Source organism: Mesorhizobium sp. LSJC285A00, assembly GCF_000503155.1.
In the GTDB taxonomy this organism is placed as follows: Bacteria; Pseudomonadota; Alphaproteobacteria; order Rhizobiales; family Rhizobiaceae; genus Mesorhizobium.
The window spans coordinates 39529-53536 of the sequence record NZ_AYVK01000041.1; the positions used below are offsets into that span (position 1 = coordinate 39529).

The 14008-nt window shown below is 58.7% G+C and carries 12 protein-coding genes and 3 pseudogenes; 7 read left to right on the forward strand and 8 right to left on the reverse strand.

Annotated features, from left to right (window positions below):
- The first annotated feature begins 460 nt into the window (after positions 1-460).
- The 4 genes and pseudogenes from X726_RS143120 to X726_RS01000000167500 all read left to right on the forward strand — a co-directional run.
- Positions 461-1771: a hemolysin family protein gene (locus X726_RS143120; RefSeq protein ID WP_023672573.1), complete on the forward strand. Its 1311-nt coding sequence runs from the start codon at positions 461-463 to the stop codon at positions 1769-1771.
- Between the two features lie 288 nt (positions 1772-2059).
- Positions 2060-3067 carry an AI-2E family transporter gene (locus X726_RS143115; RefSeq protein WP_023672574.1) on the forward strand — a complete coding sequence of 336 codons (1008 nt, stop codon included), beginning with the start codon at positions 2060-2062 and terminating at the stop codon, positions 3065-3067.
- A gap of 770 nt (positions 3068-3837) precedes the next feature.
- Positions 3838-4118 (forward strand): annotated as a pseudogene (gene tnpB, locus X726_RS01000000167495) (IS66 family insertion sequence element accessory protein TnpB).
- A 135-nt stretch (positions 4119-4253) separates the two neighbouring features.
- Positions 4254-5098 (forward strand): annotated as a pseudogene (locus X726_RS01000000167500) (IS66 family transposase); the annotation flags it as partial.
- Positions 5099-5148: 50 nt separating this feature from the next.
- On the opposite strand, the gene X726_RS143110 reads toward X726_RS01000000167500, so the two are convergent.
- The 3 genes from X726_RS143110 to tatB form a co-directional block, all read right to left on the reverse strand.
- Positions 5149-5997 carry an undecaprenyl-diphosphate phosphatase gene (locus X726_RS143110; RefSeq protein WP_023672580.1) on the reverse strand — a complete coding sequence of 283 codons (849 nt, stop codon included), beginning with the start codon at positions 5995-5997 and terminating at the stop codon, positions 5149-5151.
- 108 nt (positions 5998-6105) lie between these two features.
- Positions 6106-6885: a CDP-diacylglycerol diphosphatase gene (locus X726_RS143105; protein WP_023672581.1), complete on the reverse strand. Its 780-nt coding sequence runs from the start codon at positions 6883-6885 to the stop codon at positions 6106-6108.
- 227 nt (positions 6886-7112) lie between these two features.
- Entirely contained in the window at positions 7113-7448 is a 336-nt protein-coding gene (gene tatB, locus X726_RS01000000167505; protein WP_023672582.1) for a Sec-independent protein translocase protein TatB, read from the reverse strand.
- A gap of 197 nt (positions 7449-7645) precedes the next feature.
- On the opposite strand from tatB, the gene X726_RS01000000167510 reads away from it, so the two are divergent.
- Positions 7646-7966 carry a hypothetical protein gene (locus X726_RS01000000167510; RefSeq protein ID WP_023689684.1) on the forward strand — a complete coding sequence of 107 codons (321 nt, stop codon included), beginning with the start codon at positions 7646-7648 and terminating at the stop codon, positions 7964-7966.
- A 287-nt stretch (positions 7967-8253) separates the two neighbouring features.
- On the opposite strand, the gene X726_RS143100 is transcribed toward X726_RS01000000167510, so the two are convergent.
- From X726_RS143100 to X726_RS1000000171990, 3 genes are all read right to left on the reverse strand, one after another.
- Positions 8254-9378 carry a DUF2333 family protein gene (locus X726_RS143100; RefSeq protein ID WP_023672585.1) on the reverse strand — a complete coding sequence of 375 codons (1125 nt, stop codon included), beginning with the start codon at positions 9376-9378 and terminating at the stop codon, positions 8254-8256.
- A gap of 704 nt (positions 9379-10082) precedes the next feature.
- Entirely contained in the window at positions 10083-10526 is a 444-nt protein-coding gene (locus X726_RS1000000171985) for a universal stress protein (RefSeq protein ID WP_023672586.1), read from the reverse strand.
- Positions 10527-10539: 13 nt separating this feature from the next.
- Entirely contained in the window at positions 10540-10836 is a 297-nt protein-coding gene (locus X726_RS1000000171990) for a hypothetical protein (protein WP_023672587.1), read from the reverse strand.
- Positions 10837-11507: 671 nt separating this feature from the next.
- On the opposite strand from X726_RS1000000171990, the gene X726_RS0136350 reads away from it, so the two are divergent.
- Positions 11508-12242 carry a helix-turn-helix domain-containing protein gene (locus X726_RS0136350; RefSeq protein ID WP_023672588.1) on the forward strand — a complete coding sequence of 245 codons (735 nt, stop codon included), beginning with the start codon at positions 11508-11510 and terminating at the stop codon, positions 12240-12242.
- 179 nt (positions 12243-12421) lie between these two features.
- On the forward strand, positions 12422-13126 hold the full coding sequence (locus X726_RS06030; RefSeq protein ID WP_023672589.1) for a tetratricopeptide repeat protein: 705 nt from the start codon (positions 12422-12424) through the stop codon (positions 13124-13126).
- A gap of 98 nt (positions 13127-13224) precedes the next feature.
- Here the strand turns inward: X726_RS06030 and X726_RS0136355 are convergent, their stop codons facing one another.
- Positions 13225-13485: a hypothetical protein gene (locus X726_RS0136355; protein WP_023689688.1), complete on the reverse strand. Its 261-nt coding sequence runs from the start codon at positions 13483-13485 to the stop codon at positions 13225-13227.
- Between the two features lie 185 nt (positions 13486-13670).
- A pseudogene (locus tag X726_RS1000000169735) lies at positions 13671-14008 on the reverse strand (transposase); the annotation flags it as partial.

Here is a 14008-nt window from a genome sequence, read left to right on the forward strand (position 1 = left end):
GCCCCCCGATGAGCAGGGGATACACCCACGCTCGCCGCCCGTTCCCGTATGAACCAATCAAGCTCGATCAGCGTGGCACGCCGGTTGTCAACGCATGACCGCGATCGCCGGGCATGATCGCGCCCTGGGTGTGACGTATCGGTCACTATGCTGGTGCTGACGCCAGCAAATCGTTCGCGGGACCGGCATCTCGGCCAACCTGTTGCCTTGCGAATCTTCGAACACGAGTCTCGCGTTGATCGAGCGTACCGCCCTTGGAAGGTTGCTTTTCACCCTAAACGTTATGATCGGTCCCGTCCGTCCAGGCTTAGCGCACCAAGTTCAGTAGTACGAGCTTGTCCGACCTTCCGCTCAAGCAGTCGCATTGGTGTCACTGCCGTCGGTCCTTGCTACGGATCGCTGCAACATAGTGGTCGAATGCACCTTTTCGTTCCCGCTTCGCAGATGCTAAACGTTCGCTATGCTTTACATTGAACTCGCGACCGTCGTCGTCCTGATCTGCATCAACGGCCTGCTTGCAATGTCGGAACTAGCCGTTGTCTCGGCGCGACCGGCTAGGCTCAAAGGTATGGCCGAACGAGGCCTGAAGGGTGCCAATCGTGCGCTGGCGCTTGGTGCCGATCCCGGAAAATTCCTATCGTCTGTCCAAATAGGGATTACATTGGTGGGCGTGCTTTCCGGGGCCTTCTCAGGCGCTACGCTGGGCGAGCGCCTGTCATTTCTCTTGGCCGCTAGCGGCGTGCCCGGCAACATTGCAGACGCCTTGGGTGTCGGTATCGTAGTGGCAGTCATCACCTATGCCTCTCTGATCGTGGGAGAACTTGTTCCCAAGCAGATTGCACTTCGCAATCCGGAGGGCATAGCAATGCGTGTAGCTCCGGCGATGACCATCGTTGCGAAAATTGGCGCACCGCTGGTGTTCTTACTGGATTTCTCCGGTCGTGGTTTGCTGTGGCTCTTAGGCCAGAAAGGCGAGTCCAAGGAAAAAGTCACCGATGAGGAAATCAAAATGTTGGTTGCCGAAGCCGAGCATCACGGGACCATCGAGGCAGACGAACGCCGGATGATCGCGGGCGTCATGCGTCTGGGAGACCGGGCGGTGCGCGCTGTTATGACACCACGGACCGATGTGGACTGGATCGACATTACCTGGGAAGAAACGAGAGTGCGCAAGGCGATCATCGAGACGGAGCATTCTCTGCTGCCGATTGCCGAAGGTACGGTCGATGCAATGATCGGCGTCGTGCAGACCCGCAAGGTACTGGCGGGCATGCTCAATGGGCAGAAGGTCGATCTCTGGCCTCACCTGCAGAATGCGCCGATCGTGCACGACCAGGCGGACGCGCTTGATGTGCTGACAACACTGAAAGGAGCACAGGTGCCTGTGGCCCTGGTCCACGACGAGTACGGTCATTTCGAGGGCATTGTGACGCCGGCCGACATCCTCGAGGCGATCACAGGCGTGTTCCGTTCCGATCTGGAAGCCGAGGAAGAAACGGCCGCCGTGCAGCGCGAGGATGGGTCATGGCTGCTTGCGGGGTATATGCCCGTTGACGAGATGTGTGATCACCTTGCCATCGAGCTCCCAGAAAATCGCGATTATGAAACAGTTGCCGGTTTTATCCTGTCGCACATGCACCATTTGCCGGCGACAGGCGAAACGGTCGAAGCGGACGGCTGGCGGTTTGAAGTCGTCGATCTTGACGGCAGACGCATCGACAAGGTCATGGCCAGCAAATTACCCAGCGGACGCCGGCTCGCTCGGCATTAAATCAATGATCGCGCAGGATGGCAGCCGCATGTCTCTTACTGCCGTTCGCGACGATTCATTCACGCCTTGTCGGGCAGAACGAGCGTTCCGAAGGCGCACATGCCAATTCGACCTGATGGACCGTGTCGCATGGATCAAAGTATGAACGACAACCATCAAGCTGCAAACCGGGAAGAAATGTAGGCGGCTAGCTTCACACACGTATTGGGCGCGTGTTCGCTTGCGCATCACCGGGTATCAAAGCTAATGGAAACCCGGAGAGGACTTGGCTGCTTCAGCAGGTGAAAAGTGCTGCCTTTCTCACGGTTCTATCTCGCGTCGTGCCTGCTCGCGCTTATAGCGCTGGTCGCCGTTCTTGAGCTCGGCCTACTTCCGGCACTGCTTTCAGGCCTTCTCGTGTTCAACCTCGTTCATTTCACCGCACCGATGCTCCATCGAATCGGCGTCTCCAACAGCCTGACGAAAAGCCTTGCGCTGACCTTGGTGGCCTTGATTTTCACGCTCCTGATAGCCGCCGCTATCTTTAGCGGCGTGTCGCAATTGACTGGCGGTTCGGAGAACGTCGTGACGCTCCTCAAGAAGATGGCCGAGATCATCGATACCGCGCGTGTCCATCTCCCGACTTGGGCGATGGCCTATTTTCCGTCGAATATCGAGGAACTGGAAGTCTTCGCGGCCCGGTGGCTCCGCGAACATGCCGGCCAGCTTCAACTCGTCGGGCGGGATGTCGGCGTCCTGGTGGTCCACATTATCGTCGGCATGGTGATCGGCGGCTTGATCGCGGTGAGCTCGGCGGCGCCATCGGGCGAGCCCGGCCCACTGGCGATCGCGCTGGCGGATCGTGTCAAAATTCTGAGCAAGGCCTTTCGCAACATCGTGTTCTCGCAAATCCGGATTTCGGCCTTGAATACGTTTCTAACGGCGATCTATCTCGTCGCTGTTCTACCGTCCTTCGGAATCGATCTGCCGTTCATCAGAACGATGATAGCGCTGACTTTCGTCGCCGGCCTTCTGCCGGTCATCGGCAATCTGATCTCCAACACCGTGATCGTGGTCGTCAGCCTCAGCATCTCCTTCCTTGCAGCGATCGGCTCGCTTGCCTTTCTCATCGTCATTCACAAGCTCGAATACTTCGTGAACGCCAAGATCATTGGAACGCGGATCAATGCGCGTGCCTGGGAGCTTCTTCTGGCGATGGTTTTCATGGAGGCCTGGTTCGGTATGCCGGGTCTTGTCGCCGCGCCGATCTATTATGCCTATCTGAAGGCTGAACTCACGATGCGCGGGCTAATCTAGGATTGGAGCAATGCCGATCGAACGAAACCGATCGTGTCGATGATATCCTCGTGCTCTGGTTAACAGGCCAGCTAGCGTCAGCCTCATTGATTAAGACGGAAGGCGACGGCGGCTGCGATGCAGATTGCCGAGAAGACGGTGTGTGCGTAGCGGTCAAATTGGGCGCGATGCGCCGCTAGTCCTTCAGCTTGGCGAACATGTTCTCGATCTTGTGACGTTGGCGGCATAGGGTGTTGTCGTCGTCGATCGGCTTGTTTCCGCTTTTGACCGGTGGGGTGCATTTTGAGTATCCATCCGGCGTGTCGCGCCTTGTTCGGGTGATGAACGAGTGGTCTTAAGCGTGCTCTTATGAGCGCACTTAGGAGCAGTTGATGGGTCAGATCACGTTGCTCACAGGCCCCGAACGTCGGCGGCGGTGGAACGAGGCGGAACGGCGCCAGATTTTGGAGGAGGCGTTTTCGCCGAGACCTGTGTGACGCAGGTGGCGCAGCGGCATGACGTTTCGACGCCGCTGATCTACACGTGGCGCGCAAGCTGTGCGAGCACGTCCCGGACCCGTGCCTTACAGAGGCGGTGGTTGTCGATGACGACGTCGGCCATCCACTGGAGCACCGGCCGGCTATTGTCGTGGAGGTGGTAAAGGGCGGCCGGGTGAGCATCTTCGCGGGAGCGACGCCCACGCTGGTTACGGCAGTGGTAAAGGCACTGCGGTGATCCCGCCGGGCGCGCGGGTGTGGCTGTCGATGGGTCACACCGATATGAGGAAGGGCATGCAGGGCCTGGCTTTGCTGGTGCAGCAGCACCTGAAGCGCGATCCCCACGGTGGTGATCTCTACGTTTTCCGCGGTCGCGCCGGATCGCTGGTAAAGACATCTGGCATGACGGGATCGGTATGTCGCTTTATGCCAAGCGGCTCGAGAAGGGCCGCTTCATTTGGCCCCAGGTGAAGGACGGTGCAGTGTCGCTGACGAGCGCTCAGCTGGCGTGTTTGCTCGACGGGATTGACTGGCGCAACCCGCAGTACAGCTGGCGTCCGGTGAGCGCGGGATAGGACACGGATTTCCTCAGCCAAAGCGGCATTTTTCGGTTGCACCGAGAGACAGTGTGCTGATTCATTTCGGTCATGGAAGCCGCCATTTAGCCCCTGCCGGACGATGTCGAAGCGCTTAAGGCCCTGGTTGTTTCGATGGGCGCCGAACTTGCCGCCGCGAGGGCTGAGGCGTCGGCCAGGGAAGCTCTGATCGGGCACCTCAAGCTGCAGATCGCCAAGCTCAGGCGCGAGCAGTATGGCCCCAGCGCCGAGCGCAGCCGCCGGCTCCTGGACCAACTTGAATTGCAACTCGAGGAACTCGAGGCCACAGCCAGCGAAGTTGACCTTGCCGCCGAAGCGGCGGCGACCAGGACGACCAGTGTCACCGCCTTCGAGCTTCGAGCGCAAACGGCCAGTGAAGAAGCCGTTTCCCGAGCATCTGACACGTGAGCGCATCGTCATCCCCCGCGCCATGTTCGTGTCCGACTTGCGGCGGGACGCGGCTTTCGAAGCTCGGCGACGACGTGACCGAGACACTGGAGGTGATCCCGCGTCAGTGGAAGGTCATCCAGACGGTGCGCGAGAAGTTCTCGTGCCGGAACTGTGACGATCACCCAGCCGCGGGCGCCGTTCCATGTCGTGCCGCGTGGCTGGGCAGGTCCTGGCTTGCTCGCCATGCTGCTGTTCGACAAGTACGGCCAGCATCAACGCTTAACCCACCAGGCTGAACGTTTCGCTCGCGAGGGCGTGCCACTGAGCCTGTCGACGCTCGCCGACCAAGTTGGCGCGGCCACTTTCGCGCTCATGCCCCTCTATCGCCGGATCGAGGCTCATGTTCTCGCCGCCGACCGATTGCACGGCGACGACACAACGTGCCGGTCCTCGCCAAGGGCAAGACCGATATCGGCAGGCTGTGGGTCTATGTCCGCGACGACCGGCCCTTCGGCGGCGCCGATACGCCCGCCGCGCTGTTCCACTATTCGCGCGACCGCCGTGGCGAACATCTTGCGCTGTTCGCGTTCGCATGGTTTCGGAGCGACCCCAAGAAAGCTTAAAGCGCCAGATAGAGCAAGGCTGCGGCTCCAGCGCCGATGCAATAGTACGCGAATGGCTTGAGCGTGTCCGTTTCAAAGTATTTGAGCAGAAAGCGAATTGAAAGAAATGCGGTTCCGCCAGCACACAAGGCGCCAACAACCGCCTGACCCAATCCTGCGCCGCCATTTGTGAAAAGATCGGGGACCTTGAGCACGGCAGCCGCCAGGATGATTGGGGTGGCCAGCAGGAATGAATAGCGGACGGCGTTCTCGTGAGAAAGCCCACAGGCGAGCCCACCGCTCATGGTCAGTCCGGTGCGAGAAAATCCCGGTATTAATGCGAAACATTGCGTGATGCCGATGATGACGGCTTGGATCCATGAAAGGGCAGCAAGCTTCCCGTCATCGTGGGCACCTTCAGTCGCGCCGCGCGAACGCAACACTTCGACGACATAGAGCATTGCGCCATTCAGTACGAGCACAGCCGCGACGAGTGTCGCGGCTGCAAAGAGCTGCTTCAGTCGCTCTTCGAACAGAAGCCCAAGGAGTCCGGCCGGAATGGTGCTGACGATGAGAAGCCATCCCAGCTTGGCATAGGTGTCATCGGCGCGGATCTCGTGTTGTTTGAGGGAGCGGAGAACACCACCGATGATGCCTAGCCAATCGCGCCAGAAAAAGCCCAGCAACACGAGAGCCGTCGCCAGGTGCGTCAGCACCAAAAAGGCGACAAATGCATCGCTCGATCGGTCGACGGGCCAGCCAAGCAGGGCAGGGATCAGAACGGTGTGTCCCAAGCTCGAAATCGGAAAGAGTTCGGCGAAACCCTGCAAAAGCCCCAAAACGATCGCCTGGAAATAAGTGATCATAGGTCCGTAATCCCGGAATCTTGGTTCCCCAAAATAACGTCGATACCAACTTTCAAGGGGTGACGGTATCAGGTGCGGCCATTGGCCTCTCCAAATACCTCGTGGCGCTCATCGCGAAGTGCAGTCGTGATCTAAAAGGCGCTCGGCGGCGGAGTGCTCCCAGTTGGCCAGAATGTAAAACCCTGGCCTGGCATGGGCCAGTTCGGCCCCAACAACGACGATATTTACCCGATGCATGGCGCGCCGAGCCTGCGGCAACCCGGCAGCAACAATGCCGGCCACGTTGGTGGCTGCCAAATCCGGCCGATCGACCGCCTTGATCCAGTAGCGTTTTCCCATCAGCGCCAGGGGGAACAGCTGCCATGGGCCTTCGGTCTTCGGCCCGGTCGAGGCGAGTTTCTTTTCTACCGATGCTGCAAGGCAATCGACGTGGATGTGGAACTGATCCTGGGACCGCGCAGTTCTGGAATTCACCGCCAGGGCAACCGCCGTTCGTGGCAGATATCGTCCAAGGCTCGCCGAAACCCTGTTTCGAACTTCCCATGCCCGATGCCAGAGTTGGGCACTGTCCTCCTCACGGACCGGCGGGCTTTCAATACCGGCAACAGCCGCAAGTGGCATCAACAGAAACTCGGTCCGAAATCGGGGCGACTTGATGAGAGCCGACCCAGGTGCGCCCTGTTTGGGCAGGACCACTTCCTCGCAAGGGAAGGCGCTGCCAAGATGCGCCGCGGCAAAAGCGCAAGTCTGCACAACCTGCCAGAGCGCGTTGCGATGCGCGGGAGCGGAGCCGACGCTACTGGCCGACACCGTTACAAACAATGTCAGCAGTGCCCGGAGGACCCTGTCCCGAGCCAAAAGGCCCCACAAATGGCGTTGGATGGTCATGGGTAGCGGAAACCGGCAGGGCAAGATTGCCAACAATATCAAAGCTTCTGGACGACAATGATGGAGGAACTGCGACCTGCAACCGGGTATGTAGCAGCCGAAATGTCGGTCACGAGGCTTGGAGACTGAGGCTGCGTTCGGCGGAACCGGGATGGTATCGGTGGAGCCGCTGTTTGACTCCTTGAGATGGTTTCGTTCAAGCGGGCTGTCGCCCTTTTGGTGTCAGATCACCGGTTGGATGCGGTGGACGCCAACTTTGAGTCAGCGCTCTGTTCAGCAGCCGGATTGCGATCGTTATCCTTCCCTTCGATGGCCTTATCAGCGCTTTGCGATACACTTTCCATTGAATTCTTTAGCACCGAGCGGGTTTCCTGCAGGTCGAGTTCCTTCTCGGCTTGTCGTACGGCGTCGTCAAACTGCTTTCGAAAATCACCAGCGATCCCATTGAATGTCTTCATCATTGCCCCCGCCGATCGCATTACTTTTGGAAGCTCCTCTGGTCCGAAAACAACGAGCGCCACCACAAAGATGACCACCAGGTGGGTCATGCCAAGTCCGAACATCGGTAAGTCCTCTCGCGCACATCGCCGGCAGTGACAATCTCTCCGCGGTTTTGCGTCGACCTATCGGGTAGCGGTTCGATCGACACCGCCGAGCCTGCCATCAGACCGCCTCGCGTGGGCCATTCCAGTATGCGCCGCGCGATTGTCGTCCATACTTCGCGCCATGTGGCACCACCCGTCAACCCGAATATCAAGCCATGCTCACAGCAAGCGGACACCACGCCGGAGCGGATGGCACACGGCCCAGAATCTTTGAAGCGGGCGCCTACTCCTTTTCTGACGAACTCGGCGGATTACGGGTCATTTCAGTCTCGGGAGCAGGAACGAGGGGCGCCCCCATCGTGGTCACCGGGGAACTTGAATCGGTTGATCCCGTAGCCCTGACCATACGGACCATCCGGCCGGTTCAACCCTTCGGGCACTTTGGCAACTACGCCGCGGGTTTCATTCCCCTCAAGATCGTCGCCCTCAACAACAGTCGTCACGCCTGGGTCGAATTCGAGCTGGAGTTGCATTAGATTCTCAACAGCCGAGCGATTTCGGCGACGGGCTTTGGTTCGACAAGGCACGCCGCGGGACGGGTCCAATTTTGTCAAGCAGTTTAGCCGGACCTCACGACCGCCTCCTGTTCCGCAAAGGCAAGGTCGATCCGTGTAGCGATGGTGCGGACTTGGTCAGGCCTGCGAGCACAACCAGTTTCCCGGATGAAGGCCATTACTCGTCAAGACACCCACCCAGGAGGCGTGCTGAAAATTCGGTTCTGGGCGAATTTCACCGTTCACAAAACTGGGTCGGTGGCAGCGAGTTACTGCGCAATAACGTTGCTAATCTCGATCATGTTTGAGCGCACGCGCAACATGTAGAAGCCAATTGTCGTTAGGTGATTCGGCAGCAGCCAGCCGTCCTCGCGGCCGTTGGCGATGATTAAGGGCCGGATGCGCAGCGCCGAGACGAACTGCGCATCCATGGTGTCCCACAGGTTCTGCAGGTGCTTTTCCTTGATCACGTCCTCGAAATCGGCCTGGGCGCCCTTCATCAGCCCGTAATAGGCATAGAGCTGACCATAGGAGAACCAGAAGCGGTCGTCGGCGCGGAAGTCGAACCAGCCATTGTTGTGGTTCTCGGCGCGTTCCTTGAGGATCGCCGAGGTTGAGCCGATGTCGGAGGAGATGCGGTCGATATACTGTTTCAGATTGTCGGCTCGGGCATCGAACGTCGCCTGGCAGGTGGCCAGCCGAGCATTGAAGGAGCGCAATTTGCGAACCGCGTCGCGATAATAGCTCGGCGTCGGCGTCTTGGGTCCGAACGGGTTGAGGCCGAAATACCAGGTTCCCTCATCGAACTGCAGATTGCCGCGCGCATCCTGTAGGTCGGTGTCGATCTGCGATGTGGTGCGCACGCGGCCGAGATTGTCGGCAAGCTCGGTGGAGGTGCGCCGCACCGCCTGGTTGATGCCCCGCTGGAACGAGGCCTTGTTGTCCATGAACGGCGTGTGGTCCCAGTCGATGCCGAACAGGCCGAGTTTGTAGAGGATCATCGACGAGATCCAGGCATTCTGGTTGACGTTGAAATCGGTGAGGTCGGCCGCGACCTGGGCGATACCTGAATTGCCGCAGGTCTTGGCGGTTTCGGTGCCAGCGCCGGCCGCGACCTGTTCGCCGGCGGAAATGTTGCGGTTCTCGAAGGTGTATTTGTCGACGTAGTTAGGGTCGAACTTGTTCCACCACTGGGTGGCGTAGAAGAAATTGGCGTAGAGACCGATCAGAACCAGCAGCGCGAGGCCGACCGCCGCCTTCAGGATCCAGCCGCGCTGTGTGTACCAGCGCCCGGCCCACAGGAACGGCCAAAGGATCACGCCGATGGCGAGGCCGATGCCGCGGCCGATCCACTGGAAGATGCGGGTGAAGAAATTCACGATCGGATCAAGCATGGCTCTCGTTCACCCCTTCAGCATGATGCCAAAAAGTTGCAGACTTTTTGGATAACATCATGCGCCAAAACAATAGGTTAGAACGAAATGACGGCTCATTTCGTTCTAGTCAGTCAAGCCGTAAAGGCGCGTGCGAAACGCCACCTTGTCCTTCAAATATGTGGTTTGCAGAACGACGCGCTGCATAGACCATCCGTCCCGGTTTTCAAACCGCATGGTTACTCGGCACACACCATACCTCGCCTAGCCATTCGCACACGACAGGCAATTTCGGCGCTTTTTATGAGCGCGCCTTCGTGCCAGTTTACTTCGTTCTGATATCGATAGACGTTCGCCAAATGCAAGCAGTGTGCCTCTGCGAGATGCCCGTCTTGACGTTTGAGACTGCCAACATCATCTAGTGTTCGCTCAGCCCCAGACTTCTGGCTCTGTGCGAGTTCGGCCTCAAGTGGTTGCAGGCGCGGACGTGGTGGGCACCAAAGGCGGACCGTCATTGTCGGCCTCTGGCAGGGGCAGGAATCAATCGTAGGTTCCGCGAACGGCTATGCTCCCGGTTCAGGTCGAGTTCGATATCGAAGGCAAAACAATCGGCAACTCACGAGCAATCCGGCAGTTTCGTCTTGGGCTAGTTTAGAACCTGATACAGTGCGCCGCTGGCACAATCGCAGTAGCCAACCCGCCGCCGACAACTCTCGGGCAGATTTCTAGTGCGACAAAAGGACAGGCAGGCGCAGATCGCCAAGAACGCTTTTGGTTGCTCCACCCACGACAAAATCTCTCATCCGGGAATGGCCGTATGCACCCATAACAAGCAGATCGGCGCCCATGCTGACAGCGCGCGCCTGAAGCGTAACGCCAATGGGGCGATCTTCGAGGTCGATTGAGATCCCCTCAGCGGGAAAGCCACGCTTTCTCAGGCTCAGGGCGAGGCGTTCGCCAATATCGCGCAGCGACTTTTCGTCTGTCACTGTCAGTACCGTTATCTTTGAGGCACATTGCAGAAACGCGTGCGCATCGGCAACGGCCCGGGCCGCAACGCGGCTACCATCCCAAGCGATGATGACATGATCGATCGCACCAACGTTTGCGTCTTCCGGCAGAATTTTGGTTGGGCGACCCGAACCAAACAGGACCGCATTAACGGTCATGCGCGCAGTCTGGTTATTTGGCTCCAACCCAATCAAAGCAAAATCGAAATAGCGTGACTGAGTTGCCGCAACATCGCCGATAGATGCTGGCTGAAACAGCAATCTCCTCGGTTGTGAGGAGCGATCCGACGCGTGCCGCTTCAGCTTTCAATGCCTCCAGCAAATCGAGCCCATGCTTGCGGCTGGTCGCTTCTGTCTCCCGGATCATTTCGGGAAGATCGATCAAGTATCGCGAAACCGGATTGGAAATACCCGGAATATCGACATTGATCGTCAATGCATGAAGTGCGGCACCAACGTGCTTGACCACCGCGATGTCGCCAGAGGAAGTAAGGCAATTTTGCTCATCAGACCTCAACCCCGTTATTTCGACCGCCGTCGACCATTGGCCCAATGCGTGTCACACTCAAGCCAGCCATTTCAGCCTGCAAAAACTCAGACGACCGAGGGTTGTTACTGCCTATCCAAGGCGATCTTGCGCCGCGCCGATTCCGTCCTGAACGACTGTGGCTATAATGGCAGGCATCCAGGAACAGAGATGGCAAATGACGATTGGCCTGCTTGTTGCCATGAGCGCAGTGCCGCTCGCAAGCATTGTTTGAACAGTAGCGGTAGCCGATGATGTGGCCGCAACCCAGCGGTTCACGATCCGCGGGGGGGAAACCACGTTCCGCGACCATCCTGCTAAATCAGGATACCAGCCAACTTGGATGCTGGGGAGGCTGCGACACAACTTGGAGCACCCGACGCGCCAGTATTGTGTCCCCCACATCATGTCCGACAGGACGCGACATTTGAAGATGCAGTAGGTCCTCTTTTTCCACGATCGTGTAGGATTTTCAGTTACCGACAGGATAATATGCTGAATGATGAAATGGCACTTTGCTTTTCGCGAGCGAGGTACTCCAAAGCTGAGCACGTGGGGACGTGATCAGGACCCGACTTCGCAACTGAGCTTTGGCGTTCAAAGGAACCAAACGCGTGAACCATCAGGCGGTGGAGCAAGCTGACACAAGAGCGGGAGGGGTTGAAGCTGTCGATCGCGCGCTTTCGATCCTCGGGTGCTTCACAGAGCATGACGAGGGTTTAAGCCTGGCTGAGATATCTTCTAGAACGGGCCTATACAAAAGCACGATCCTTCGGTTAACGGAATCCCTTGTCCGCAGTGGCTACATTGTTCGCATGGCGGACAAGCGCTTTGCTGTCGGCCCTACGCCGATGATATTGGCCTCATTCTACCGTCGTCGTTTTAAGATAGAGGCATTCGTTCGGCCTCTCCTTTTGAGCCTTGTCGAACAGGCGGGTGAAAGCGCATCGTTTTTTCGAAAGGAGGGAAATGACGGAATTTGCCTATTTCGCGCAGACTGTCGTCATTTGATCCGTGATCAAATCCGAGAGGGTGATGTGCTTTCGCTTGACGGTCACGCAGCTGGCCAAGTGCTTGCACGGTTCAGTACCGCTAAGCCTAGGACGCGAACAGCTCTTATGGCGAAGATTCCGTTTATATCGCTCGGGAAGGGAGATTCCGAAACAGCTGCGATGGCCGTACCGGTTTTTTCAGGCAGCGAGGGCTTGATCGGAGCGCTGGCTGTTTCTGGGCCGCTGACCAGATTTACGCCGGAAAAGTTGGTCAGCATCAGACCGCTTTTGCTGGGTTTTGGCGAACGTCTATCGATATCCCTTGCGAGCAAACAATATGCACAAGCGCGCTCATAGAATGGTCGTGACCAGCACGTGTCTGCTTAAGGGAAGGGGAGTAGCAGTTGGGGCGGATTGGTGGCAAGCGAGGCTCCAAGTCGGTTACTCTCTGCTCTGTGGCAAGTGGTCCCGCCAAACATGACTGGAATCGACATCGGCCCCTTGCGGACATGACTGCCAGTGAGCGTCCAAGCATAATGCGCACCAATCAAAACGATAGTGACGATCTGATCCGCCGCGCTTTGGCCGCGTTCAATTCCGGCAATCATCGCCAAGCGATCGATGTGTGCGAATTGGGCCTGAAGCAGCACCCAGGCGACCCGGCGCTTTGCCATCTTCTGGCGGCTGTATTGTTCGCCAAGGCAGATCTGCCGGAGGCTCGTGCGCGCATCGAAGCAAGCCTTGCCACTCGACCCGACAATGCGCCCGCCTTGATACTGGCATGCCGGATTGCCCGGGCCGAAGGCAGGTTTGAAGCGGCGTTTCAGTTCCTGGACCGCGCGGCAAGACTGTCATCTCAGGCGGAAATGCTCGTCGAACGGGCACGCACCTTCGATCAAGCAGGCGATGCCCCTGCGGCGAGCGCGTCCTGGACACTTGTCTTGCAACGGGATCCGAAATCCGGGGAGGCAGCGGCGCGCCTCGGGCGCCTTGCATGGCAGCGCCGAGCGGCTGTCGAGGCGGAAGGTCTGCTCGAACGCGCAGTCGCTGGCGGCGGGCATCCGTCGGCCTGGTTCGACCTCGGGCTGGTACGTCAGGACATGCGCAAGTTCGGCAGCGCTGCACAGGCCTATCGACGCGTGCTTGAGATGAGCCCGGCGCCCCGGAAGCGGCTGTCAATCTGGGTGTCGTCCTGCAGGAAACCGGCGACCTCGACGAGGCCATGGCAGCGTATTCATTAGCCTATGGTCTCAGCTCATCCACCTTCAGCGTCATCGCCATGGCGCTGACGTCGGCGCCAAGGGGCCGGCTGTGGCTTGATGAGAAAGCGCTGCGTCGCTCACTCGCTGGCGGAGCGTCCCCGCCTGGCGCGAAACCGCTTGCGGTAGACGCCGGGCGTTGACAGGACATCGGCGACCGTCTGCGCATAGGATGCCTGTCGCTTTTCGTCGAACACTTCGTATTCGAGCTGCGGCGCGGCCCGCGGAACCGCAAAGCACTGCGCGACTGGAGTTCCTTTCCTGAGCACGCCAGAGAATCCGGGCTCCGTCCAGATCGCCGGGAAATTGATGCCCCCATCGCTGAACCGGTCGGAATCCACCAGGCCAGTCACCAGCCTGAAGGGAAGATCCTCGCGATTGACCGGATGCGTCGCGAAGAGCGACCAGCCGTCCTCGATCTGTATGGTCCAGAAGCTGTTGAATTTGATAGCGGCTTGACCGGGAGTGGCAAACGGGCTGGGTTGTGTGCGTCAAGTTCTGCAAAATGGGGCGGCCATGATGCTGGTCATGCGGCTTGGCGCAGAGCGAGCTTCTTGTGCTCGCGCAGGTCGTCCATGTTGATGTAGCGGTTGGCCTCCATCCAGTTTTCATTGGTCTCGACGGCCAACGCCCTGACCAGGCGCAGGCAGCTTTCGGTGTTGGGGAAGATGCGCACGACATAGGTGCGCCGGCGGATTCCTCGTTGAGCCCCGCTCCAGCATGTTGGTGGATTTGAGATGCTTGTGGTGCTGTCTCGGCAGCCTGAAGAAGGTCAGGGTTTGTTCGATGGGGCATCCTCGGCCCAGCCTGTCAGGCGCGGATAGCGTGCCGACCATTTGGCAAGCCATGCGGCAAGATCAGCCC